The 22,657-nt window shown below is 67.1% G+C and carries 19 protein-coding genes; 7 read left to right on the forward strand and 12 right to left on the reverse strand.

The features are described from left to right. Positions 1-65: 65 nt before the first annotated feature. The 8 genes from rpoB to QN239_RS27230 form a co-directional block, all read right to left on the reverse strand. A complete protein-coding gene (gene rpoB, locus QN239_RS27195; protein ID WP_090360006.1) occupies positions 66-3,572 on the reverse strand; it encodes a DNA-directed RNA polymerase subunit beta in 3,507 nt (1,168 codons plus the stop codon). Between the two features lie 505 nt (positions 3,573-4,077). Beyond that, positions 4,078-5,169, reverse strand: coding sequence for an ABC transporter ATP-binding protein (locus QN239_RS27200; protein ID WP_499015045.1), 1,092 nt, complete (start codon positions 5,167-5,169; stop codon positions 4,078-4,080). A 168-nt stretch (positions 5,170-5,337) separates the two neighbouring features. Next, positions 5,338-5,727 carry a 50S ribosomal protein L7/L12 gene (gene rplL, locus QN239_RS27205; RefSeq protein ID WP_090360011.1) on the reverse strand — a complete coding sequence of 130 codons (390 nt, stop codon included), beginning with the start codon at positions 5,725-5,727 and terminating at the stop codon, positions 5,338-5,340. A 41-nt stretch (positions 5,728-5,768) separates the two neighbouring features. Then, positions 5,769-6,308 (reverse strand): 50S ribosomal protein L10, encoded by a 540-nt coding sequence (rplJ, locus tag QN239_RS27210; protein WP_090360014.1) that lies wholly within the window; start codon positions 6,306-6,308, stop codon positions 5,769-5,771. Between the two features lie 283 nt (positions 6,309-6,591). Then, positions 6,592-7,497 carry an ROK family protein gene (locus QN239_RS27215; protein WP_499015047.1) on the reverse strand — a complete coding sequence of 302 codons (906 nt, stop codon included), beginning with the start codon at positions 7,495-7,497 and terminating at the stop codon, positions 6,592-6,594. A gap of 66 nt (positions 7,498-7,563) precedes the next feature. Next, complete coding sequence (locus QN239_RS27220; protein WP_499015048.1) at positions 7,564-8,127, reverse strand: DUF7158 domain-containing protein; 564 nt, start codon at positions 8,125-8,127, stop codon at positions 7,564-7,566. Then, a complete protein-coding gene (locus tag QN239_RS27225) occupies positions 8,124-12,230 on the reverse strand; it encodes a glycoside hydrolase family 38 N-terminal domain-containing protein (RefSeq protein WP_499015050.1) in 4,107 nt (1,368 codons plus the stop codon). The genes QN239_RS27220 and QN239_RS27225 overlap by 4 nt, the downstream gene beginning before the upstream one ends. A 9-nt stretch (positions 12,231-12,239) precedes the next feature. After that, complete coding sequence (locus QN239_RS27230; protein ID WP_499015052.1) at positions 12,240-13,190, reverse strand: helix-turn-helix transcriptional regulator; 951 nt, start codon at positions 13,188-13,190, stop codon at positions 12,240-12,242. A gap of 62 nt (positions 13,191-13,252) precedes the next feature. On the opposite strand from QN239_RS27230, the gene QN239_RS27235 reads away from it, so the two are divergent. Continuing rightward, positions 13,253-13,777 carry a DinB family protein gene (locus tag QN239_RS27235; protein WP_499015054.1) on the forward strand — a complete coding sequence of 175 codons (525 nt, stop codon included), beginning with the start codon at positions 13,253-13,255 and terminating at the stop codon, positions 13,775-13,777. A gap of 1 nt (position 13,778) precedes the next feature. After that, the gene (locus tag QN239_RS27240) at positions 13,779-14,378 is read left to right on the forward strand and encodes a DinB family protein (RefSeq protein ID WP_499015055.1); all 600 of its coding nucleotides are present in this window, start codon (positions 13,779-13,781) and stop codon (positions 14,376-14,378) included. Here the strand turns inward: QN239_RS27240 and QN239_RS27245 are convergent. Both QN239_RS27245 and QN239_RS27250 read right to left on the reverse strand, forming a co-directional pair. Next, positions 14,375-15,214 carry a type IV toxin-antitoxin system AbiEi family antitoxin gene (locus QN239_RS27245; RefSeq protein ID WP_499015056.1) on the reverse strand — a complete coding sequence of 280 codons (840 nt, stop codon included), beginning with the start codon at positions 15,212-15,214 and terminating at the stop codon, positions 14,375-14,377. The two genes, QN239_RS27240 and QN239_RS27245, sit on opposite strands and share 4 nt — an antisense overlap. A 92-nt stretch (positions 15,215-15,306) precedes the next feature. Further along, the gene (locus QN239_RS27250) at positions 15,307-15,900 is read right to left on the reverse strand and encodes a TetR/AcrR family transcriptional regulator (RefSeq protein WP_499015057.1); all 594 of its coding nucleotides are present in this window, start codon (positions 15,898-15,900) and stop codon (positions 15,307-15,309) included. Between the two features lie 76 nt (positions 15,901-15,976). On the opposite strand from QN239_RS27250, the gene QN239_RS27255 reads away from it, so the two are divergent. From QN239_RS27255 to QN239_RS27275, 5 genes are all read left to right on the forward strand, one after another. Further along, positions 15,977-16,978, forward strand: coding sequence for an oxygenase MpaB family protein (locus QN239_RS27255; protein ID WP_499015059.1), 1,002 nt, complete (start codon positions 15,977-15,979; stop codon positions 16,976-16,978). A 52-nt stretch (positions 16,979-17,030) separates the two neighbouring features. Next, positions 17,031-18,401 (forward strand): ABC1 kinase family protein, encoded by a 1,371-nt coding sequence (locus QN239_RS27260; RefSeq protein WP_167156804.1) that lies wholly within the window; start codon positions 17,031-17,033, stop codon positions 18,399-18,401. After that, positions 18,398-19,294 (forward strand): alpha/beta fold hydrolase, encoded by an 897-nt coding sequence (locus QN239_RS27265; protein WP_499015060.1) that lies wholly within the window; start codon positions 18,398-18,400, stop codon positions 19,292-19,294. The genes QN239_RS27260 and QN239_RS27265 overlap by 4 nt, the downstream gene beginning before the upstream one ends. An 81-nt stretch (positions 19,295-19,375) precedes the next feature. Further along, entirely contained in the window at positions 19,376-20,071 is a 696-nt protein-coding gene (locus tag QN239_RS27270) for a YciI family protein (RefSeq protein ID WP_499015062.1), read from the forward strand. Between the two features lie 11 nt (positions 20,072-20,082). After that, positions 20,083-21,285, forward strand: a complete 1,203-nt coding sequence (locus QN239_RS27275; protein ID WP_499015063.1) for an RNA polymerase sigma factor — start codon at positions 20,083-20,085, stop codon at positions 21,283-21,285. A gap of 67 nt (positions 21,286-21,352) precedes the next feature. On the opposite strand, the gene rplA is transcribed toward QN239_RS27275, so the two are convergent. Both rplA and rplK read right to left on the reverse strand, forming a co-directional pair. Then, positions 21,353-22,066: a 50S ribosomal protein L1 gene (gene rplA, locus QN239_RS27280; RefSeq protein ID WP_090360043.1), complete on the reverse strand. Its 714-nt coding sequence runs from the start codon at positions 22,064-22,066 to the stop codon at positions 21,353-21,355. Between the two features lie 120 nt (positions 22,067-22,186). After that, positions 22,187-22,615 (reverse strand): 50S ribosomal protein L11, encoded by a 429-nt coding sequence (rplK, locus tag QN239_RS27285; RefSeq protein WP_090360044.1) that lies wholly within the window; start codon positions 22,613-22,615, stop codon positions 22,187-22,189. Between the last annotated feature and the right edge of the window lie 42 nt (positions 22,616-22,657).

Genomic DNA, 22,657 nt, shown 5'->3' on the forward strand with positions numbered 1-22,657 from the left:
TCCCTTTCCCCTTTCGGGACTAGAAAAACACTGCGTTCAATGACGGCTCGCGCAAGCGCTCGCCGCTAGGCCAGGTCCTCGACCGAAGCGGATTCGTTGCGGGACAGGTTGATTCCGAGGTTTGCAGCGGCACGCTCCAAGTCCTCGTCGTCACCGTCACGCATCTCGATCGCGGCTCCGTCGGAAGACAGGACCTCGACGTTGAGGCACAGCGACTGCAACTCTTTGAGAAGCACCTTGAACGACTCCGGGATACCGGGTTCGGGGATGTTCTCGCCCTTGACGATCGCCTCGTAGACCTTGACGCGACCCACCGTGTCGTCGGACTTGATGGTGAGCAGCTCCTGCAGCGTGTACGCCGCACCGTAGGCCTGCATGGCCCAGCACTCCATCTCACCGAACCGCTGACCACCGAACTGCGCCTTACCACCGAGCGGCTGCTGGGTGATCATCGAGTACGGACCGGTGGAGCGGGCGTGGATCTTGTCGTCCACCAGGTGGTGCAGCTTCAGGATGTACATGTAGCCGACCGTCACCGGGTATGGGAACGGCTCGCCGGAACGCCCGTCGAACAGACGCGCCTTACCGTCGGCATTGACCATGACCTCGCCGTCGCGGTTCGGCAGCGTCGAGCCGAGGATGCCCTGCAGCTCACCCTCACGGGCACCGTCGAACACCGGGGTGGACACGATGCTGTCCGCCGGAACGCTGAGCAGTTCCTCGGGCAGGTTGCTCGCCCACTCAGGAGTTCCGTTGGCGACATCGATGTTCCAGCCGGCCTTGGCCACCCACCCGAGGTGGGTTTCCAGGATCTGGCCGATGTTCATACGACGCGGCACACCGTGGGTGTTCAGGATGATGTCCACCGGGGTGCCATCAGGCATGAACGGCATGTCCTCGACCGGCAGGATCTTGCCGATGACGCCCTTGTTGCCGTGGCGTCCGGCGAGCTTGTCGCCGTCGGAGATCTTGCGCTTCTGAGCCACGTAGACGCGGACCAGCTCGTTGACGCCGGCGGGCAGCTCGTCGTCATCCTCGCGGGAGAACACGCGGATGCCGATGACCTTGCCCGACTCGCCGTGCGGGACCTTCAGCGAGGTGTCGCGGACTTCGCGGGCCTTCTCACCGAAGATGGCGCGCAGCAGACGCTCTTCCGGGGTCAGCTCGGTCTCACCCTTGGGCGTGACCTTGCCGACCAGGATGTCGCCGTCGCGGACCTCGGCACCGATGCGGATGATGCCGCGCTCGTCGAGATCGGCCAGCACCTCGTCGGAGACGTTCGGGATGTCCCGGGTGATCTCCTCGGCGCCCAGCTTGGTGTCGCGGGCATCGATCTCGTGCTCTTCGATGTGAATCGAGGTGAGCACGTCCTCTTCCACCAGACGGTTGGAGAGGATGATCGCGTCCTCGTAGTTGTGGCCCTCCCACGGCATGATCGCCACGAGCAGGTTCTTGCCCAGGGCCATCTCACCGTTCTCGGTGCAGGGACCGTCGGCGAGCACCTGGCCCACCTCGACCCGCTGCCCGTGATCCACGATCGGGCGCTGGTTGGCGCACGTGCCGTGGTTGGAGCGGTTGAACTTGCGCAGCACGTAGCTACGACGGGTGCCGTCGTCGGCCATCACGGTGATGTAGTCGGCGGAGACCTCCTCGACCACACCGGCCTTCTCGGTGACGACCACGTCGCCGGCATCGATGGCTGCCCGCAGCTCCATACCGGTACCGACCAGCGGGGCCTCGCTGCGCACCAGCGGAACAGCCTGGCGCTGCATGTTGGCACCCATCAGGGCACGGTTGGCGTCGTCGTGCTCGAGGAACGGGATCATCGCGGTCGCGACCGACACCATCTGGCGCGGCGAGACGTCCATGTAGTCCACGTCGGCGGCGGAGACGAACTCGACCTCGCCACCCTTACGGCGGACCAGGATCTTGTCCTCGGTGAACCGGCCGTCGCCGTCCAGCGGCGAGTTGGCCTGCGCCACGACGTGGCGGTCCTCCTCGTCGGCGGTCAGGTAGTCGATCTGGTCACTGACCTGGCCGTCGATCACCTTGCGGTACGGGGTCTCGATGAAGCCGAACGGGTTCACCCGGGCGTACACCGACAGCGACCCGATCAGGCCGATGTTCGGGCCTTCCGGGGTCTCGATCGGGCACATCCGGCCGTAGTGGCTGGAGTGCACGTCGCGAACCTCGAGGCCGGCGCGCTCACGGGACAGACCGCCGGGGCCCAGCGCCGACAGGCGGCGCTTGTGGGTCAGACCCGACAGCGGGTTGTTCTGGTCCATGAACTGCGACAGCTGCGACGTTCCGAAGAACTCCTTGATCGCCGCCACGACGGGACGGATGTTGATCAGGGTCTGCGGCGTGATCGCCTCGACGTCCTGGGTGGTCATCCGCTCGCGGACGACGCGCTCCATACGCGACAGGCCGACCCGGATCTGGTTCTGGATCAGCTCGCCGACGGTACGCAGACGACGGTTTCCGAAGTGGTCGATGTCGTCGACCTCGACGGGCACCTCGACGCCGTCGGGCGCCGTCATGCTGGTCTGGCCCTCGTGCAGGCGCACCAGGTACTCGATGGTGGCCGCGATGTCCTCGGGGGTCAGCGTCGAGTTGGTGATCGGCTGCCCGGCGTTGAGGCCGAGCTTCTTGTTGACCTTGTAGCGGCCGACGCGGGCCAGGTCGTAGCGCTTCTCCTTGAAGAACAGATTCTCCAGCAGGGTCTGCGCGGACTCCTTGGTCGGCGGCTCGCCCGGGCGCAGCTTCCGGTAGATGTCCAGCAGCGCCTCATCGGTGCCGGCGGTGTTGTCCTTCTCCAGCGTGCCCATCATGATCTCGGAGAAGCCGAAGCGCTCCACGATCTGCTCGTTGGTCCAGCCCAGCGCCTTGAGCAGCACGGTGACCGGCTGACGGCGCTTGCGGTCGATACGCACACCGACGGTGTCGCGCTTGTCGACGTCGAACTCCAGCCACGCACCGCGGCCCGGGATGACCTTCACACTGTGCAGGTCCTTCTCGGTGGCCTTGTCGATCGAGGAGTCGAAGTACACGCCCGGCGACCGGACCAGCTGCGACACGACGACACGCTCGGTGCCGTTGATGATGAAGGTGCCCTTGTCGGTCATCATCGGGAAGTCACCCATGAAGACCGTCTGGCTCTTGATCTCACCGGTGTTGTTGTTGATGAACTCGGCCGTGACGAACAGCGGGGCCGCGTACGTCATGTCCTTGTCTTTGCACTCGTCGACCGGCGCCTTGACCTCGTCGAAGCGCGGATCGGAGAAGCTCAGCGACATGGAGCCGGAGAAGTCCTCGATCGGCGAGAGTTCGGCGAGCACCTCTTCGAGGCCACCCACCGGGTTGGCGAGGTCACCGCGGGCGATGGCCTTGGTGCGCCACTGCTCGGATCCGACCAGCCATTCGAACGAATCGATCTGAACGTCAAGCAGCCCCGGAACCTCGAGTGGTTCACGGAGCTTCGCGAACGAAATTCGGTTAGGCGCTCCCGGTACGGAGTTGGAAATATCGGACTTGCTCTGGCGAGAGACTGCCAAGATGCACCCTTCCAGCAACTGATGCGACCTTTTGGAAGGGCTGTTCGCCGGTCCTTTTTGGCCGCTGTAATCTGCATCGGTTCGGCTGGCGTTCTCACAGTCCGAAACCTCTGGACACACGGCACGCGTCTAGGTCACTGAGCAGGACTCAGGCTAAGACCACAGTGTCAAGTGCGGGTGAGGGGTGGGCAGGATGCAGCCAGCGCAACGTCCAACGATAGCGCACGTCCGCCTGTTCTTCAAACAACATCCTTCGACCACCGCGTGTGATATCGGTTGGGCGCTGGCTGGCGTCCTCAATCCGTGCACACATGCTGCCCAACAGACTGGCCCGTTTGGGCGCTTCCGTCAAGACTTCACACGCGGTTTGCTGCGCACTTTTGGATAGTAGCGGGCACCACCGACACGAGCGCGCTTCAGAGGGCTGTGAGGAAGATCACATCAGTGTGCTCGGCGCCGAGTGGTGCGAAACGACAACGGCCGGCGGGACCGTGATCGGTCCCGCCGGCCGGCGCCGTTCTGCTTACTGCTCGGTGGCCTGGGGTATCGAGGCCGTCGGGAACTCCTCGTCGTGGCTTTCCTGATGAGCGACGTGCCGGTGTGGCTCGCCGGCGAACTCATGGCTCTTGAACTGATGAGTGCCGTCGAGATCGTCGAGGATCGCGGCCTGCGCGGCCGGGGGCAGCGTGTGCAGGATCTCGCGCACCCGGGCCTGACGACGCGCCACACCCTTACGCTCAGGCATCCCCGGCGTCGCAATCAGCTGCGGCGGCACACCCTCGATCTCCTCCACACCACCATCGCTCTGACCGGCATCCATCATCGCCTGCTCCGCCGCCGCAGTCGCCTCGTCCTTCTCCTCGGACATACCGATCGGACCGATACGACGACCATTGAGGAACTGCTTGACCACCGGCTCCTCCGAGGTCAACAACACCTCACGCGGACCGAACATCACCAAATGCTTGCGGAACAACATGCCGATGTTGTCCGGCACCGTCCGCGCAATATTGATGTTGTGCGTCACGATCAACACCGTCGCATCGATCTGGGCATTGATATCGATGAGCAACTGCGACAGATACGCCGTACGGACCGGATCCAGACCCGAGTCCGGCTCATCACACAAGATGATCTGCGGATCCAACACCAACGCCCGCGCCAAACCGGCACGCTTGCGCATACCACCGGAGATCTCACCGGGGAACTTGTGCCCATCATTGGGCATACCCACCAGCTCGAGCTTCTCCATCACGATCTTGCGGATATCGGACTCGGACTTCTTGGTGTGCTCCCGCAACGGGAACGCGGTGTTGTCATAAATGTTCATCGACCCGAACAGCGCACCGTCCTGAAACAGCACACCGAACAACGTCCGGATCTCGTAGAGCTCCTTGGCCGAGCACTCCAAGATGTTGGTCCCATCGATGACGATCGAACCCTTCTCCGGGCGCAACAAACCGATCAACGACTTCAAGAACACCGACTTACCGGTACCCGAAGGCCCCAGCAACACGCTGACCTCACCCTCAGGAACCTTCAGCGTGACGTCTTCCCAAATCTTCGACGACCCGAACGACTTACTCAGTCCAGTTACGTCGATTGCGACGCCCATACGGTTTCCTTCCGACTACGACCCACCGCGCCACGTGCTACCCCGCCTGTGGCTTGAGTCACTGTAGCGCACGGCTGATTTCAGCAACACAGAAGTGAGTTGGCAAACAGGCCTGTCGACGACGATGGGCCGGGTCGTTACCGACCCGGCCCATCAACGAGGCTGAAACTACTTGACGGTGACCGATGCGCCGGCGGCCTCGAGCTTGGCCTTGGCGTCCTCGGCGGCTTCCTTGGTGACCTTCTCCAGCAGCGGCTTGGGGGCGCCGTCGACCAGGTCCTTGGCTTCCTTCAGACCCAGGCCGGAAACGATCTCACGGACGACCTTGATGACGCCGATCTTCTTGTCGCCGGCACCCTCGAGGATGACGTCGAACTCGGACTGCTCCTCGGCGGCCTCGGCGGCAGCGCCACCAGCGGCGGGGGCGGCCGCAACGGCGACCGGAGCGGCGGCGGTGACGTCGAAGGTGTCCTCGAACACCTTCACGAACTCAGAGAGCTCGAGCAGGGTCAGTTCCTTGAAGGCGTCGATGAGTTCTTCGGTGGACAGCTTTGCCATGGTGATTCCTTATCTCTATGGGTGGTGGTGGTTTGTTGGTCTCAGGCGGCAGTGTCTGCCGAACCCTCTGAGGCCTTCTTCTCTTGCAGAGCTGCGGCCAGGCGGGCGACCTGGGACGCGGGCGCGACGAACAGCGCAGCGGCCTGGGACTGCTTGGCCTTCAGGGCGCCGGCGACGCGCGACAGGAGCACCTCGCGGGACTCCAGATCGGCGATCCGCTCGACCTCGGATACGGACAGCGCCTTGCCGTCCATGTAGCCGCCCTTGATGACGAGCGCCTTGTTGTCCTTGGCGAACTTCTTGATCGCCTTGGCAGCGTCGACGGGCTCGCCGTTGATGAACGCGATGGCGGTCGGACCGGTGAAGAGGTCGTCCAGACCCTCGATCCCGGCCTCGGACGCCGCACGCTTCACCAAGGTGTTCTTGGCGACGGTGTACGTCGTTCCGTCGCCCAGCGACCTGCGCAGCTCGGCAAGGTTGGACACCTTCAGGCCGCGGTACTCGGTGACGACGGTGGCCGTCGCCTCCTTGAACTTCTCGGCGATGTCGGCGACCGCGGTGGCCTTGTCAGCGTTGGCCATGCTTGCCTCCTCGTGATGGTTGGGATGTCCACCAACCGCCAGAGCCCGGATGGGCGGCAAAAGGGCCTGAAATCACAAACGCCCCGACACAGGACAGGTCGGGGCGCACAGGAAATACTGTTACCTCGTCCTCCTGCGTGGGCCGCCCGGAAATCCGGGACCTTCAACCGATTGCTCGGTGACCGACGGTCTTCGGTGGAACCCGACAAGGATAGCGGACTCACGGCCGATCAGCCAAAACGAGCGCCACCGGTACCGCAGCGCTGTGCGATGGGGGACGCACTCACCTGGCCAGGGCCAGCGCGGCGGCCCCCACCAGTCCGGCGTCCCCGCCGAGTGCGGCGGGGACCACGCGGAGATCCCGCAGGAACGACAGTCCGGCGTAGGTGTGCAGCGCCGCCCGCAGCGGATCGAAGAGCAGAGCTCCCGACTTGGCCACCCCGCCACCGATGACGACAAGGTCCAGATCGCAGGTCGCCGCGACCCCGGCGATCATCATCGCCACCCCGGTCGCGCCCCGGCGGAACGCCTTGAGCGCGATCTCGTCACCTGCGACGGCGGCGTCGGCCAACACTTTCGCGTCGGCGCCGGGCGGGGCCGCCCAACCGTTTTCCCGCGCCCAGCGCACCAGATGCGGGCCCGACGCCACGGTCTCGACACAACCCCGGCCCCCGCACGTGCACGGCTCGCCGTCCGGTTCGACGATGACGTGACCGATGTGGCCGGCATTGCCGGTGCGCCCGTCGTACGGGGCGCCGTCGAGCACCAGTCCCCCGCCGATGCCCGTCGAGACCACCATGCCCAGCAGGAATTGCGCGCCGACCCCGGCGCCGCGCCACTGCTCGCCGAGCGCCATACACAGTCCGTCACCCCCGAGCCGTACCGGGGCGCCGGTCAGCTGCCGAGTCCGCTCGACGACCGGGAATGCTTGCCAGCCAGTGATATTGATGGGGCTGACCGTTCCGGAGTGCAGGTCGACGGGGCCGGCGGAGCTGATGCCGACACCGTGCACCGGGCCGCCGGCGCGGTCCAGTGCATCGCGGATCAGATGCGCGGCGACCTCCCATACGGTGTCCGCGTCGGCGTGTGGGGTGGGCTGCTGCGCGCGGTGCGTGAGCGTGCCCGCCGCATCGACCAGCCCGACGGCGATCTTGGTGCCGCCGACGTCGAGCGCGAGGGTGAGTGCCATCAGGTGCCCATCTCTATCAGGTGACACCGATCTGCTCGCCGAGGCATGGTCTGTCTGCCATGGCGGTCAATGCCGGTGGGTGTTGTCGGGTTGGCGCGGGTCTCCGGGATGCTCGTAACCCGGCGCCAGCCGGACCAGCTCCGCGCAGCGCGTGTCCAGCCAGTGCCGGAACACCCGTCTGCGGTCGGCCGCCCGCAGATGAGCGGTGACCGCGGGCCGCGCCTGCTCCAGTGCGATCGCTGTGCGGCGCGGGCCGAATCGGGTCGGGTTACGTTCGTGGTAAGCCGCGATATCGGCTTCGGAGACCTCGACCGCCGCGGTGATCCGCGCGAAAACGGCACGGGCGTGCGGTGATTCGAGCACCGCGGCGCCGATGCTGCCGATCTCCAGTCGTGCCGCCGGGTCGGGCAGCACATCGTGCAGGGCCGGCGGATCGGCTCCGCCTTGCTCACCGGCCACCACCGCCTCGGCCACCAACAGCTGGGTCAGCCAGCGGCGCAGCTGTCTGCCCTCGCTTGTTCCCGGCCGGGGCAATGCGGCAGCCCGCGATCCCGCCCGCAGCCGACGTTCGCGTTCGTCGACAGCGGTTTCCGGGATCGGCGTACCGGCCACCCAGGCCACCGCCGTCATGGCAGCACCCGTATCTCGACCGCCGGCGAGTACACCAGCCGGCCCGCGCAGGCCACCCTGACCAGCGCCCACCACCGGCCCGGATCCAGCCAGGGCGGCGGGGCGACGTCGAAGTCCAGTTGCCGAGTCCCGCGCGCGGGTACCTCTGTCCCGACGGCCGGCGGACCCAACCATTCCCAGGTTTCCCACGGACTGATGAGGTGAGCTTCGACGGCCAGGTCGGCGCCCGCATCGGTACCGACGGTGACCGACAGCGCCGCGCGGCCGCCGGCGCGCACGCTCACCGGTTCGGGCCCTGAGACCAGCCGCAGTATCTCGTCATCCGTTGTTGCCTGGATCGACACGATGCAGACATCCTCGACGACCTGATGCCACGCCGCGGGCAGCCCGCGTCCGCCCGCGGCAAGTTCCGCGCGGACGGGATAGAGACCGCGCGGGATGCCCGCCGGTACCGTCACCCCGACCTCGGCCTCCAGGTACTCCCCCGGCGGCAGCACGAAGGACAGGTCGGCCGGCTCGGCGATCCAGCCGGGCGGCATGACCAACCGGACCCGGCCGTGCAGCGCCGCATCCGTACAGTCACTGGACGCGGTGAGACGAAGGCGCACAACGGTATCCGACTCAGCCACGAGATGGCTGGGATGCAGATGTGCCACCAGCGGCAAACCCCCCAATGGCGCGGGACCACGGTTGTGCAACCAGTAGCGCGCATAGAGCGGTTGGGCGTACTCGGCCTCCGGGGCCAGCGTCTGCTGATCGGCGTTGGCGATCCGGATCCCGTCCAGCCGGCCGCGCAGGGTGGCGATCTGATAGCCGTGCAGCGTCGTGGTCGCCGGACCGGACGGCCGTTCCAGCAGATCCGCCTCGGTCAGCGCCGAGACACTGCAGATACCCGATCGGACCACGAATTCTGCGCTCCGGCCGTGCGTTTCGACGAGGCGAAGGGAAACCGAGGACGGCTCGACCCGCGCGGTCGAACCCGCCGCGAACGGGTTGCCGGCGGCCTTGAGCGCACCCAGGGCGACGCGGCCTCCCGTCGAGTCGACGTCGAGTAGCGCGCCGTGGGCCGGCAGCCCGTCGGCACCCGCCCGCCGGTTGGGCACGGCGATCAGAGGATGCGAGAACTCTGCACTGCGGGCGGGTATGTCGGCGTCACGCCAGTCCCCCTCGCTGGCCACCAGCGCGTAGTCGAAGGTGTGCGACCAGTGCTGAAGCTGGAAGTTGGAGCCGTCGGGGGCGGTGCGGCGCGGTGGGTCGATCCAGGTTCCCGAGGGCCAGCCGGTGCAGGACCGCATCAGGGAGGTCTGCAGCGTGCCGTCGAGTTCGACGGCGAAACCGGGCACGCCCCGGTTGCACAGCGCGACGGTCACCGACTCGAACGGGGTCAGCCCGGCGGCTGCGTCCTGGTGCACGGCGATCTCTGCGTCGGCCAGATCCTGCACCAGCGCCCCGATATCGCCGACGACGATGAGGACCGGCAAGCTGCGGGCGCCGCGCAGGTCGGCACCGGGTATCCAGGTGTCGGCGAGCGCCGAGGCCGCGGGGACCCACACCCGGGCCGTGCCGCCCGCGGCGAGCTGGCGATCGAGCTCGTGCCGATGTTCGGGCGAAGTGTGCAAAACCGCTGCGGTGAACGAATTCTCGTCCGGCGCTCCGAGCGCGATCCGCGCATCGGGCAGGTTGGAGTCCACCGACAGGTCGCCGTAGCGGGGTTTGTCCGCCGCGCTGCAGGTGGCGGTGACGCCGGCGCGCACGAGGGCAACCATCAGGTCGCGGACGTCGAATTGTTCTTCGGGTGTCACTACTTCGGCCACCGATACCGCCCGGACCCCCGCGCCGACGCGCACCCGCAGCATCGAGGACAACCCGAACCAACCGTATGCCGGGTTGTCCAGTGTGTACGGATACTGCGCGGAGTCGACGGCGTGCGCCACCCCATGCGGGTGCAGGAGCCCGAAGCCGCGACCGATCACCGCGTCGCCGACCTCGCTGACCGGCATCGCACCGGGCACCGGGCACGGCCAGCGCAGCCGCAGTAACTTGTCGGCGCCGGTGAATTCGTCAACCGTGGTGCGGCATTCGATGCGCGAGACGCCGTGCCACAGCGTGATCGTCTGGGTGTAGCGAAGGATGTCGTCGATGCGTCCACGGACGGTCAGCCGCTCTCCGAGCGCGCAGCGGGAGGCCCACACCTCGGCGGGGTACGCCGAGGAACACACCACCGGGCCGGTGGGCAGCAGGTGCCACGGCCCCTCGCCGGCCTTCGGGTGTGCCGAGTACTCGTCGTAAACGGCGAGTTCGTTGCCCACCGTGGCGCCCGCGATCAGCTCGCGTCCGCCGGCGAGCACCGAACTCACCCCGCCACCGCGGGCGGGGTCGACTCGGACTCGGTAGTACTCGTTGCGTATCTCGTTGCCGTCCAACGGCTCCCACCCTGATCCCGGGCTGTCGTCATCGAGCCGGTACGCCCGCCAACCCAGCGACCCGACGTCGCGAGCCAGCCAGCTCACCGTGTGTCCGTGCGATACCGACGGGACGGGGTCGCCGTGCTGGTCCCGCACCACGCCGGCGAACGGGCGGTCGAGCTGCGCGGTCACCACATCCGACCTGCGGTGCGCCAGCGGATTCCACACCACCATCGGCGCATCCACCGCACCGCTGAGCAGGGCCAGTGCGTTGTCGCGGGCGGTCCGGCCCAGTTCCCACGCATCACGCCAGCCGGTCAACAGGTCGAGATAGACCTGGTCGGATTCGGAGCCGGTGATCGCGTCGTGGTGGGCTCCGTAGGCCAGTTGCACCCACGCCTTCTCCAGCGCGGCCTGCGGATAGGTTGCCCCGCACAGTGTTCCGGCGAACACCGCGAAGCGTTCGGCTTCCAACACCACGTTCTCGGCGGCACGGTTGGCCTGCTTGGTGTCGATGTAGGAGACGTCCTTTCCGGTGTAGATCGGGTTCATGTCCCGGGTCTGCGCCGAAGGCAGCGCGGCCCGGTCAGCCAGTTCGGCCCGGACGGCCGCGAAGAACTCCTTGGGCAGGGCGCACACGAATCGCGGCCAGGTGTAGCGGGCGTTCCAGTCGCGGTGGATCTCGGTGACCCACTTGTTCGGCGGGGTGTAGTCAGTCCCGACGGGCAGGAGCACATTGCGGGTCAACGCAACCTTTTTCAGGCTGGAGAACAGTGCGAAGGTCTGCTGCTCCGCCTCGGCGAGGCCGGCGGAGGCGTCCATCCACCAACCCGCCGCATAGTGCGCCGGCATGTAGTGGGTGAGCAGGCCCCGACCGGACGGTGCCGTCCATTCGAACTCGCTGGCGAACTGCATGCGTTCGGGGTCGCCGTGATCGGCCATCGGACCCCACTGGTGATGCGGACCGCGAGCCCACGAACTGGACGTCAGCCCGGCGTCGGCGGCCATCCCGGGGAACTGCGGGTCGTGGCCGAACACGTCGAGCTGCCATGCCGTCGCCGGGTCGGCCCCGAGCACATCACGCTGAAAGCCGATGCCCGCCACGAAGTTCCGGATCGCCGTCTCCGGACTGGTGAGGTTGGTGTTGGGTTCGTTGTAGGTACCGCCCATGATCTCGATCCGGCCGTCGGCGATGAAGCGGCGCAGATCGGCCCGTTCCTCGGGGTGGGTGTCCCAGAACGGCTTGAGGTAGTCCACCTCGGCGAGCACGAACTTGTACTCGGGCTCGCGGCGGGCCATCTCCAGATGCGCCGTCACCAGTTCGAAGCCGTTGGTCTGCCGGCACGCACCGGGTGGATCCTCGGTCCAGACGCTGGTGTAGGCGGCCTGGGTGTTCCACCAGACCGGGTCGTAGTGGAAGTGGCTGATCATGTGCATCGTCCAGCCGGGCTCCGCGACGACGAAGGTGAACGGCAGATCACCTGCCCGCGCCGGCCGCAGTTCGCCGGGGACCGGATGGTCGACGTGAACCGGGATCTCACCGGCGTCGCCGAGGACCGGCCCCTGCCCGCGCAGGCCCTCGCCCTCGATCCGGATCACCTCGCCGGCGGCGTCCTGACAGGTGACCCGCACGATCTGCAGCGGCGCGTCCGCCGGCCCGACGAACAGTTCGGTCGACTCCGCTGCGGTCAGACGCATGAGCGCACCTTACGTTCGCACGGCCGCCCTGCGAAGGCGTTCGGCGGCAGCCCGTACCGCCTCGGCCACCTCGGGCGGGTCCAGGACTTCGAACTCACACCCGGGCATGGCCAGGTACAACGCCATCCGCGCGGGATCGTCGGCGCCGGTGGTGACGATGCACGCGTCGGGCCCGTCCGGTTCGATCTGCACCGACGTCGCGGAAAAGGTCTGGGCGACAACATCGTGCGCGGCGTGATAGCGCACCCGGGCGATGTAGCGATAGGGCAACGAGCTGATGGCGCGGCGCACGTAATCGGCGGCGTCGGGGGCAGATCGGGGGACGAAGGTGCTGCCGAGTGCACGGACGTCGGACATCCGGTCCAGGCGCAGGCTGCGCCAGTCGTCACGGTCCCGGTCGTAGCCCAGCAGATACCAGCGCCGGCCGGTGGTGACCAGTTGATAGGGCTCGAGGCGGCGCACGGTGGCATTGCCGTGGATGTCGACGTATCCGCAACCGATGTGTTCGTGGTCGCGGCTGGCACGAGCCAGGGTCATCAGGATGTCGGGGTCGACGGCGTCGTCGGAGGCGGCGGTCAGGGTGACGGTGTTTTCGTGGACCGCGGCCACCTGGGAGCGCAACCGTGACGGCATCACCTGGTCGAGTTTCGACAGTGCGCGCAACGCCGATTCGCCGATTCCGGCCACGCTGCCGCCCGCGGCCAGGCGCAGGCACACGGCCATGGCGACGGCCTCGTCCGACTCGAGCAGCAGCGGGGGCAGGGCGGCCCCGGCACCGAGTTGGTAGCCGCCGCCGTGCCCCTTGCTTGCGTGCACGGGATATCCGAGATCGCGCAGACGCTCGACATCGCGGCGCACGCTGCGCGTGGTGACCTCGAGGCGCTGGGCCAGCTCCTCGGAGGTCCAGACCCGGCGTGACTGCAGCAGGCCGAGCAGTTGCAGGACCCTGGCGGTGCTCATGTTCACCATCTTGGCGCATTCATAGGACCGAAACTGTCCTATATGGATGTCAGGGTGGGCTCATGTACACCGAACTCCTGGCCGACCAGCTGGACTTCCACTGGACACACCAGCTGCGTCCGCGCTTCGAGGGCCTGACCGATGACGAGTACTTCTGGGAGCCGGTGCCGGACTGCTGGAACGTGCACCCCGGCGCGAACGGGACGACCGTCGATTTCGCCTATCCCCCACCACGACCGGAACCCTTCACCACCATCGCGTGGCGGCTGGCGCATGTCATCGTCGGCGTGCTCGCCATGCGCAACCACTCCCATTTCGGCGGACCGCCCGCCGACTACGAGACCTGGCAGTACGCCACCGACGCCGCGGGCGCGCTGCGCCAGCTCGATGACGCGTACGCACGCTGGATCGCGGGGGTGCGTGCATTCACCGAGGCAGACCTGACCAAGCCCTGCGGACCGACCGAAGGACCGTACGGCGCTGAGCCGATGGCCGTCCTGGTCCTGCACATCAACCGCGAAATGATCCACCACGGTGCGGAAATCGCCTGCATCCGTGACCTTTACATCCACTCGAAGGAGAACTGATATGCCCGGAATGCCCGCCCCCGCCGCCGGCGAGCGCCAGACCCTGATCAACTTCCTGGCGTTCCAGCAGGACGCGTTCCTGGCGGTGGCCTACGGACTCACCGACGAGCAGGCGCGCTCCGCGCCCGCTGCCAGTTCGTTGTCCATCGGCGGGCTGGTCAAGCATGTGACCAACTGCCAGAAGGGCTGGACGGAACGGGCCGCGCACGCGCCGTCCATCCCGGTGCCCGATGCCAGGCCGATGGAAGAGCTCATGGCCGAATACGAGGAGCAGTACGTGATGCGCGAGGACGAGACCCTGCACGGCCTCCTGGAAGCCCTGAAAGCACAGAATGCCGCGACCCTGCAGGTGTTCGCCGAAGCCGACTTCGACACTCCGGTACCGGTGCCCCACGACGTGCCGTGGTTCCCGCAGGACATCGACCACTGGTCGGTCCGGTGGGTGCTGCTGCACCTGGTGGAGGAGTTGTCCCGGCATGCCGGGCACGCCGACATCATCCGCGAAACAGTCGACGGCGCAACCATGTACGAGTTACTGGCCGCCGCTGAGGAATGGCCGGAGACGGACTGGATCAAGCGCTGGCGGCCCGCGTCGGTCTAGCTTGGGCGCCGAGGTCGACGAAATGGTTGTGCGCCGCACCTTGCGAGCAACCATGTCGTCAATCTCGACCCGACCAGCCGCGGGCCTCCAGAGCGGCGCAATTCGCGATCCGCCCACACGTCCTTCGCGTACTGCGCGCGCTCGGTCAGATGTTGCTGACCGTCGTACTCGGCACCGACCTTGAACTTCTCCCAGGCCATGTCGATCCGCCGGACGTAGCGGCCAGACTCGGTGCGGACGACGAACTGCGTGGTGGGCGTGGGCAACCCGGCGTCGGCGAACAACAAGCGCAACCACGTCTCCTTCGGCGACTCGGCACCACCATCGACAAGAGGCAATGCGGAATTCAGCCGGGTCAGCCAGCGCCGTCCAGGATGGACCTTTGCGAGCAGCTCGACATCTTCGACGGCGAACGGCTTCGCATTCATCAGGGCGTCGAGACGGGGCACCGCCATATCCCGGGTCAGGTGGCGCCCCAGGTCGAAGGCCGTCCGGACCGGTGATGTCACCCGAAGCCCACGCACTGTGATGATCTCGCCCTCACCCAGCGCCTCCCTGCGCACCACGAGGCCCGGCTGAGGCCGACATGCCGCGATCAACTCGACGTCCACGTCATCGTCGACCCATTTCGCCCCGTGCAGCGCCGACGCAGCCACACCTGCGACCACGGCACCGGGCGCGACGAGCAACGCCCCTTCGATCCGATCCCACAACGAGGGCCGATGGTGCTTGGGGATGTATATCCCCCGGAATATCGGTCGATAGCGGTGACGAAGCTGGGCACGAGTGAGGCGCCCGGCCGTCACCGCGTCACCCCCGACGAATGCAACCGGCACACCTTCTTGGACGCGCCATGCCGCCCGGCGGATCCATCTCCGTCGAGATCGACGACATGGTCGCTGTCACCGCACCGGGAACGACCTTTTCGTCAATCTCGGCCGAGCACGAGCCCGAGCGCCGCGTCGACCACCGCATCCAGGTCTGTACCCAACGCGCCCGCAAGCCACTGCTGGGCCAACTCTGCCATCGCGCCGGTGTACATCGCCGCGCCGACCCGCGCGACCACCGGGTCGGCGCCCGGCTGCACCTCGGCGAGCACGGCGGCCAGCAGCAGATCCTGGGTGGCGGCCCGGCGCGCGATCAGCACGGGATTGGACCGGGCATCGGTGAACAGCACCCGGCCCCGGCGCGGGTCCGCCGAACCGAAGTCCAGCACCGCCGCCATACCCGCCCTGGTGCGGGCGCGCAGCGCGTCGGCGGCGGATGCCATCGCAGTGTCCACCGTCTCGGCGAGTTCGGCACTCACCTTGTCGTACACCGCGCCGAGCAGCTCGTCGGTGTCGGCGAAGCTCTCGTAGAAGTACCGGGAGTTCAGCCCGGCGGCCCGGCACACCGAACGCACCGACAGGGCCGCCTCGCCACCGTCGCCGAACAACGCATACGCGGCGTCGACCAGGAGTCCGCGCCGCTCGGCGCGCCGGTCGGTCAGCGGAACACCCGCCCACCGGGTTGGGGTCGACATCGGTCCAGATTAGTTCTGGCTACGGCTGTGACCAAAATGTATTCTGGTCACAATCGTGACCAGAAGGGATGTGGGCATGGATCTGCCGCACCAGCACGTCGAGCGGTTGCTGCAACGCAAGTTCGATCAGGACATCCGCAAGCACTACTTCCGCGGCCTGGAATTCGCCGAACCCGCGGGCGATCCGGGTTGGTTCGGCCCGGGCAGCGCGGTGTGGCACGTGCACTCGCACACCGAGGCCCTGATCTTCGGCCTGCAGTGCGCGGCCTACATGGAACGCCTCGACCCGTCGATCTACTGGATGGGCATGCACCACTCACGACTGGTCAAGCGAGACGACCAGGGCAATGCCATCCCCGCGGTGGACCCCAAGGGCGCCGCGGTCCGCCTCGGGCACTCGATCGCCTTCTTCATCGGCACGGCCTACGGCAACACCGAGTCCGCCGAACGGGTGGCCCGAACCGTGCGCGCCATGCACCACACCATCAAGGGCACCCGGCCCGACGGCGCCGCCTATGACGCCGATGACCCGCAGTGGCTGCGCTGGAACTACGCCACCGTCGTGTGGGGCATCGCCACGGCCCACGAGCTGTACCACCCGAATCCGTTGCGCGGGAAGAAACTCGACCGCTACTACGGCGAGTTCATCCGGGTCGGCCACGCGCTGGGCGGCACCGACCTGCCCACCACCAAGGCCGAGACGCTGGACTGTCTGCACTCCTACCTGCCCCGCCTGGCGCTGACCCACGGCGCAGCCATGGCCACCGGCCCCAACCTGCCGATGCCGCAGAGCGCCATCGACTGGGCGATCCGCGACACCATGCCCAGATGGGCCAAGCAGCTGATCGGTCACACCGACCCCAACCCGATCGAGCGGGCCGCCCGGCGGGCCATCGTGTGGTCTGCGATCAACGGCCTGCACACCGCCGCCGGCCCGGCACGCGAATTCAGGGAGGCGCAGCAGCGCGTCAAGAACGGCACCACCGTGCCGCACACCGAGCCCAGCTATGTCCCGGGCACCGATCCGCAGGTCAGCCGCGCCGATATCGAGCGCAGTTTCGCCGCCAGCTCGCTGTGACGCACACCACTCAAGTTTTTGGCGTTACCGGCGGTTTTGAGACACTGCAGGGATGAGCACTCAGCCAACGAGACCCAAGCACCGCGAGGTCGCCAGGCTCGATCGGGTGCCCCTGCCGGTTGAGGCCGCCCGGATCGGGGCCACCGGCTGGCAGGTCACCCGCACCGGCGCCCGCGTCGTCGCCAACCTCCTCACCAAGGGCAGTCTGCAGCAGAAGGTCCTCAAGCAGATTCCCCAGACGTTCGCCGACCTGGGACCCACCTACGTCAAATTCGGCCAGATCATCGCGTCCAGCCCCGGCGCGTTCGGCGAGCCGCTGTCCCGGGAGTTCCGCGGACTGCTGGACCGGGTGCCGCCGGCCGACAAAGACCAGGTGCACAAGCTGTTCGTCGAAGACCTCGGCGACACCCCGCAGAACCTGTTCAAGTCCTTCGACGAGGTCCCCTTCGCATCCGCCTCGATCGCGCAGGTGCACTACGCCACGCTGCACACCGGCGAGGAGGTCGTGGTCAAGATCCAACGCCCGGGCATCCGCCGCCGGGTGGCCGCCGATCTGCAGATCCTCAAGCGCGGCGCGCAGGTCGTCGAACTCGCCAAGCTGGGCCGTCGGTTGTCCGCCCAGGATGTGGTCGCCGACTTCTCCGACAATCTGGCCGAGGAGCTGGATTTCCGCCTGGAGGCGCAGTCCATGGACGCGTGGGTGGCGCATATGCACGCCTCCCCGCTCGGTGAGAACATCCGGGTGGCGCAGGTCTACTGGGACCTGACCAGCGAACGTGTGCTCACCATGGAACGCATCCAGGGCACCCGCATCGATGACGTGGCCACCATCCGCAAAAAAGGGTTCGACGGCGAGACGCTGGTGAAGGCCCTGTTGTTCAGCGTGTTCGAGGGCGGGCTGCGCCACGGCCTGTTCCACGGTGATCTGCACGCGGGCAACCTCTACGTCGACGACGACGGCAAGATCGTCTTCTTCGACTTCGGCATCATGGGCCGCATCGACCCCCGCACCCGCTGGCTGTTGCGCGAACTGGTCTACGCCCTGGTGGTGAAGAAGGACCATGCCGCGGCCGGAAAGATCGTCGTGCTGATGGGTGCGGTGGGCACCGTCAAACCCGAGGCCCAGGCGGCCAAGGATCTGGAGAAGTTCGCCACGCCGTTGACCATGTCCTCACTCGGCGAGATGAGTTACGCCGATATCGGGAAACAACTCTCCACCCTGGCCGACGCGTACGACGTCAAGCTGCCTCGCGAGCTGGTCTTGATCGGCAAGCAGTTCCTCTACGTCGAGCGGTACATGAAGCTGCTGGCGCCGAAGTGGCAGATGATGAGCGATCCGCAGTTCACCGGCTACTTCGCGAACTTCATGGTGGAGATCAGCCGGGAACACAAAGAAGGCGACAAAGAAGAGGGCAACGAATGAGCGTCCGCACCGGGACCGCGACCCATGGCGACATCGAGATCGTCTACGAGGACATGGGCAATCCCGACGATCCGGCAGTCCTGCTGATCATGGGCCTCGGCGCACAGCTCCTGTTGTGGCGCAAGGGATTCTGCGAGAAGCTCGTCGACCAGGGACTACGGGTGATCCGATTCGACAACCGCGATATCGGACTGTCCACCAAGCTGCCCCACGCCCGCAGCGGCGCGCCGCTGCCGACCCGGATGGCGCGGTCGCTCCTCGGCCTGAAGAGCCCGGCCGGTTACGTCCTGGAGGATATGGCCGATGACGCGAGCGCGCTGCTGGATCATCTCGGCATCGAGCGCGCCCATATCGTCGGTGCCTCGATGGGCGGCATGATCGCCCAGGTCTTCGCCGCCCGGCACAGCCACCGCACACGCAGCCTCGGGGTCATCTTCTCCAGCAACAACCAAGCCCTGCTCCCGCCACCCGGGCCGAAACAGCTGCTGGCGCTGCTGCAGAAGCCCACGGACTCCTCCCGGGAAGCCGTCATCGAGAACACGATCCGGCTGACCGAGATCATCGGCAGCCCCGGCTTCCCGACGCCGAGGGACAAGGCCCGCGCCGACGCCATCGAGAGTTACGACCGGTCCTACTATCCGGCCGGGGTGGGCAGGCAGTTCGCCGCCATCATGGGCAGCGGCAGCCTGCGCCACTACAACCGGCAGGTCACCGTGCCGACCGTGGTCATCCACGGCAAAGCCGACAAACTCATGCGCCCGTCGGGCGGCCGGGCGATCGCCCGTGCCATCCCGGGTGCACGACTGGTCCTGTTCGACGGAATGGCCCACGATCTGCCGGAAGCCCTGTGGGACGACATCGTCGGCGAACTCAAATCGAATTTCGCCGGCTGATCCTGTCGGATCGGGTCGTAGTCGTTCGTCGTACAGGTAGAGAGTGGGACGCTAGGGTCCCGCCCCTACCGGAGGACGACCATGTTCTACTTCGCACTGCTGCTGACCCCCGAGCGCGATCTGAACCCCGCCGAGGGCGCCGCCGAGATGGCGGCCTATCAGGAATTCCATGCCAAGGCCGCGTCGGCGATCCGGGGCGGCGACGCGCTGGCCGCTGCGGGCGACGGCAAGCTGATCACCGGCTGGCCGGGTGAGCCGGTGGTGACCGACGGCCCGTTCGCCGAAGGCGCGGAGGTGGCCGGCGGCTACTACGTGTTCGAGGCCGATAATCTCGACGACGCGCTGGAGCTGGCGCGCCAGATCCCCGCGGCGCAGTACGGTGCCATCGAGGTGTGGCCGATGGTGCACTGGAATGCCCCCAGCCAGCCTGTCGGCGCGGATTGGCTTGCGCTGCTGCTGGAGTCACCCGACGAGGTGAACGTCCCCGGTTCACCCGAGTTCGAAGCCAGGGTGGCCCAGCACGTCGAGGTCCATCAGAGCATCGGTGACCACATCCTGGGCGGAGCACCATTGCACCCGCCGGCCACCGCCACGACGGTACGGGTTCGGGACGGCCAGACGGTGTTGACCGACGGGCCCTACGTCGAGGGCGCGGAGGTGGCCAACGGCTTCTACCTGCTTCGCGCCGCCGACCGGGACGAGGCGGTCAAGCTCGCCTCGATGATCCCCGCCGGCTCGGTCGCGGTGCGCCGGCTCGCCGGGATCGCCGGCCTGTAAAGAGCCGCGCAATGACCAACCTGGACGGCGTCTTCCGTCGCGAATGGGGTCCGGCGGTCGCGACACTGGCGCGCTGGTGCGGTGACCTCACCCTGGCAGAGGACGCCGTCCAGGAAGCCTTCACCGAAGCGCTGCGCGCCTGGGCCGACGGACCCCCGGACAACCCGGGCGGCTGGCTCATGACGGTCGCACGCAATCGCGCGCTGGACCGGATACGGCGCGAATCATCGCGCCCCGGAAAGGAACTCGCTGCGATGTCGATCCCAACCGATGACCGGCCGGTGCATCCGGTCCGCGATGACGAGCTGCGGATGATGTTCACCTGCGCACACCCCGCCCTGGACCGGCCGTCACAACTGGCGCTGACCTTGCGCCTGATCTCCGGGCTGACGGTGCCGGAGATTGCCCGAGCACTCATGCAGTCCGAAGCCGCCGTCGGGCAACGGATCACCCGTGCCAAGAACAAGATCCGGCACGCCAACATCCCGCTGCGGGTCCCGCCGGCCGAGTTGCTCGGCGAGCGGACACCGCACGTGCTGGCCTGTGTGTACTCGGTGTTCACCGAGGGCTACTGGTCGACCGGCGGCCCCTCGGCCATCCGCGACGACCTCTGCGACGAAGGGGTCCGACTAGCTGGGGAACTGTGCGCCTTGATGCCCACGGTCGCGGATACCCATGCCCTGGCGGCGCTGACCCTGCTGCACGACTCGCGGCGGGCCACCCGGGTCGATGCCGGCGGTGCCCTCTTGCCGCTCGAGGAGCAGGACCGCAGCCGCTGGGACCGAACCCGGATGGCCCGCGGCCTGGACCGGCTGGCCCGGGCGAGCGGCGCGCAGGGACCTTACCTCCCGCAAGCGGTGATCGCGGCCGTCCATGCCACGGCCCCGAACTGGGCGGCCACCGACTGGCCGACGATCTGTGCAGCCTACGATCGGCTCATCGCTGTCACCGATTCACCGATGGCCCGGGCCAATCACGCGCTGGCACTGGGCTTTCGGGACGGTTTCGCCGTCGGGCTGGCGGCGCTGGACCGGTTGGCCGACGATCCGCGACTGGCGCGCTCGAGTGTCGTCGCCTCCATCCGGGCCGACCTGCTGCGCCGGTCCGACCGGCTGACCGAGGCAGCCCACTGGTACCGAATCGCCTTGGACCGCAGTGCATCCGATCCGGCGCAGGATTTTCTGCGCCGGCGCCTCGCCGAGTGCGGGGGCTGACGCCGAAACGCCGAGTGGCCGGTCATCTCGCGATGACCGGCCACTCGGTGACGTGTAAGGACAGGCTTTAGACCTGCTCCTCCGTGAAGTTCCGGGTCACGGCCGGGTCCACCGGGATGCCGGGGCCGGTCGTGGTGGAGACGGTGATCTTCTTCAGGTAGCGGCCCTTGGAGGACGACGGCTTGGCGCGCAGCACCTCGTCGAGCGCCGCACCGTAGTTCTCGGCCAGCTTGGTCTCGTCGAAGGACGCCTTGCCGATCACGAAGTGCAGGTTGGCCTGCTTGTCGACACGGAAGTTGATCTTGCCGCCCTTGATGTCGTTGACGGCCTTGGTGACATCAGCGGTCACGGTGCCGGTCTTGGGGTTCGGCATCAGGCCGCGCGGGCCCAGCACGCGGGCGATCCGACCGACCTTGGCCATCTGATCGGGCGTGGCGATCGCGGCGTCGAAATCCAGGAACCCACCCTGGATCTTCTCGATCAGGTCATCGCTACCCACCACATCCGCGCCGGCGGCCAGGGCCTGCTCGGCCTTCTCACCCACGGCGAACACCGCGACACGGGCGGTCTTACCGGTGCCGTGCGGAAGGTTCACGGTGCCACGGACCATCTGGTCGGCCTTGCGGGGATCGACGCCCAGGCGGATGGCGACCTCGACGGTCGCATCCTGCTTCTTGGACGAGGTCTCCTTGGCCAGACGCGCGGCCTGCAGCGGGGTGTAGAGGTTGGTGCGATCCACCTTCTCGGCGGCTTCGCGATATGCCTTGCTGTTCTTGCTCATTGTGATTCCAATCGTGTTGTTGGAGTTGTGGTCTTCGTTGAATGCTCTTCGCGCAAGCGCTCATCGACGGGCCGGAGCGGGCCCTCCCACGACTTCCGTGCTTATTCGAGACTTTCGTGCTTATTCGACAGTGATACCCATGGAGCGGGCAGTGCCGGCGATGATCTTCGCCGCGGCGTCGATATCGTTGGCGTTGAGATCTTCCTTCTTGGTCTCGGCGATCTCACGCACCTGATCCCAAGTGACCTTGGCGACCTTGGTCTTGTGCGGTTCGCCGGAACCCTTCTGCACACCGGCAGCCTTGAGCAGCAGCCGAGCGGCGGGCGGGGTCTTCAGGGCGAAGGTGAAGCTGCGATCCTCGTAGACGGTGATCTCCACGGGGATGACGTTGCCGCGCTGCGACTCGGTCGCGGCGTTGTACGCCTTGCAGAACTCCATGATGTTGACGCCGTGCTGACCAAGCGCCGGACCGACCGGCGGAGCAGGGTTGGCCTGCCCGGCCTGGATCTGGAGCTTGATGAGCCCGGCGACCTTTTTCTTCGGGGCCATGTTGTTCGGTGTTCCTTACTGTTTCTTCCTGGAAGGGCGTGG

Source organism: Mycolicibacterium sp. Y3, from assembly GCF_051188035.1.
GTDB classification, from domain to species: Bacteria; Actinomycetota; Actinomycetes; order Mycobacteriales; family Mycobacteriaceae; genus Mycobacterium; species Mycobacterium fluoranthenivorans.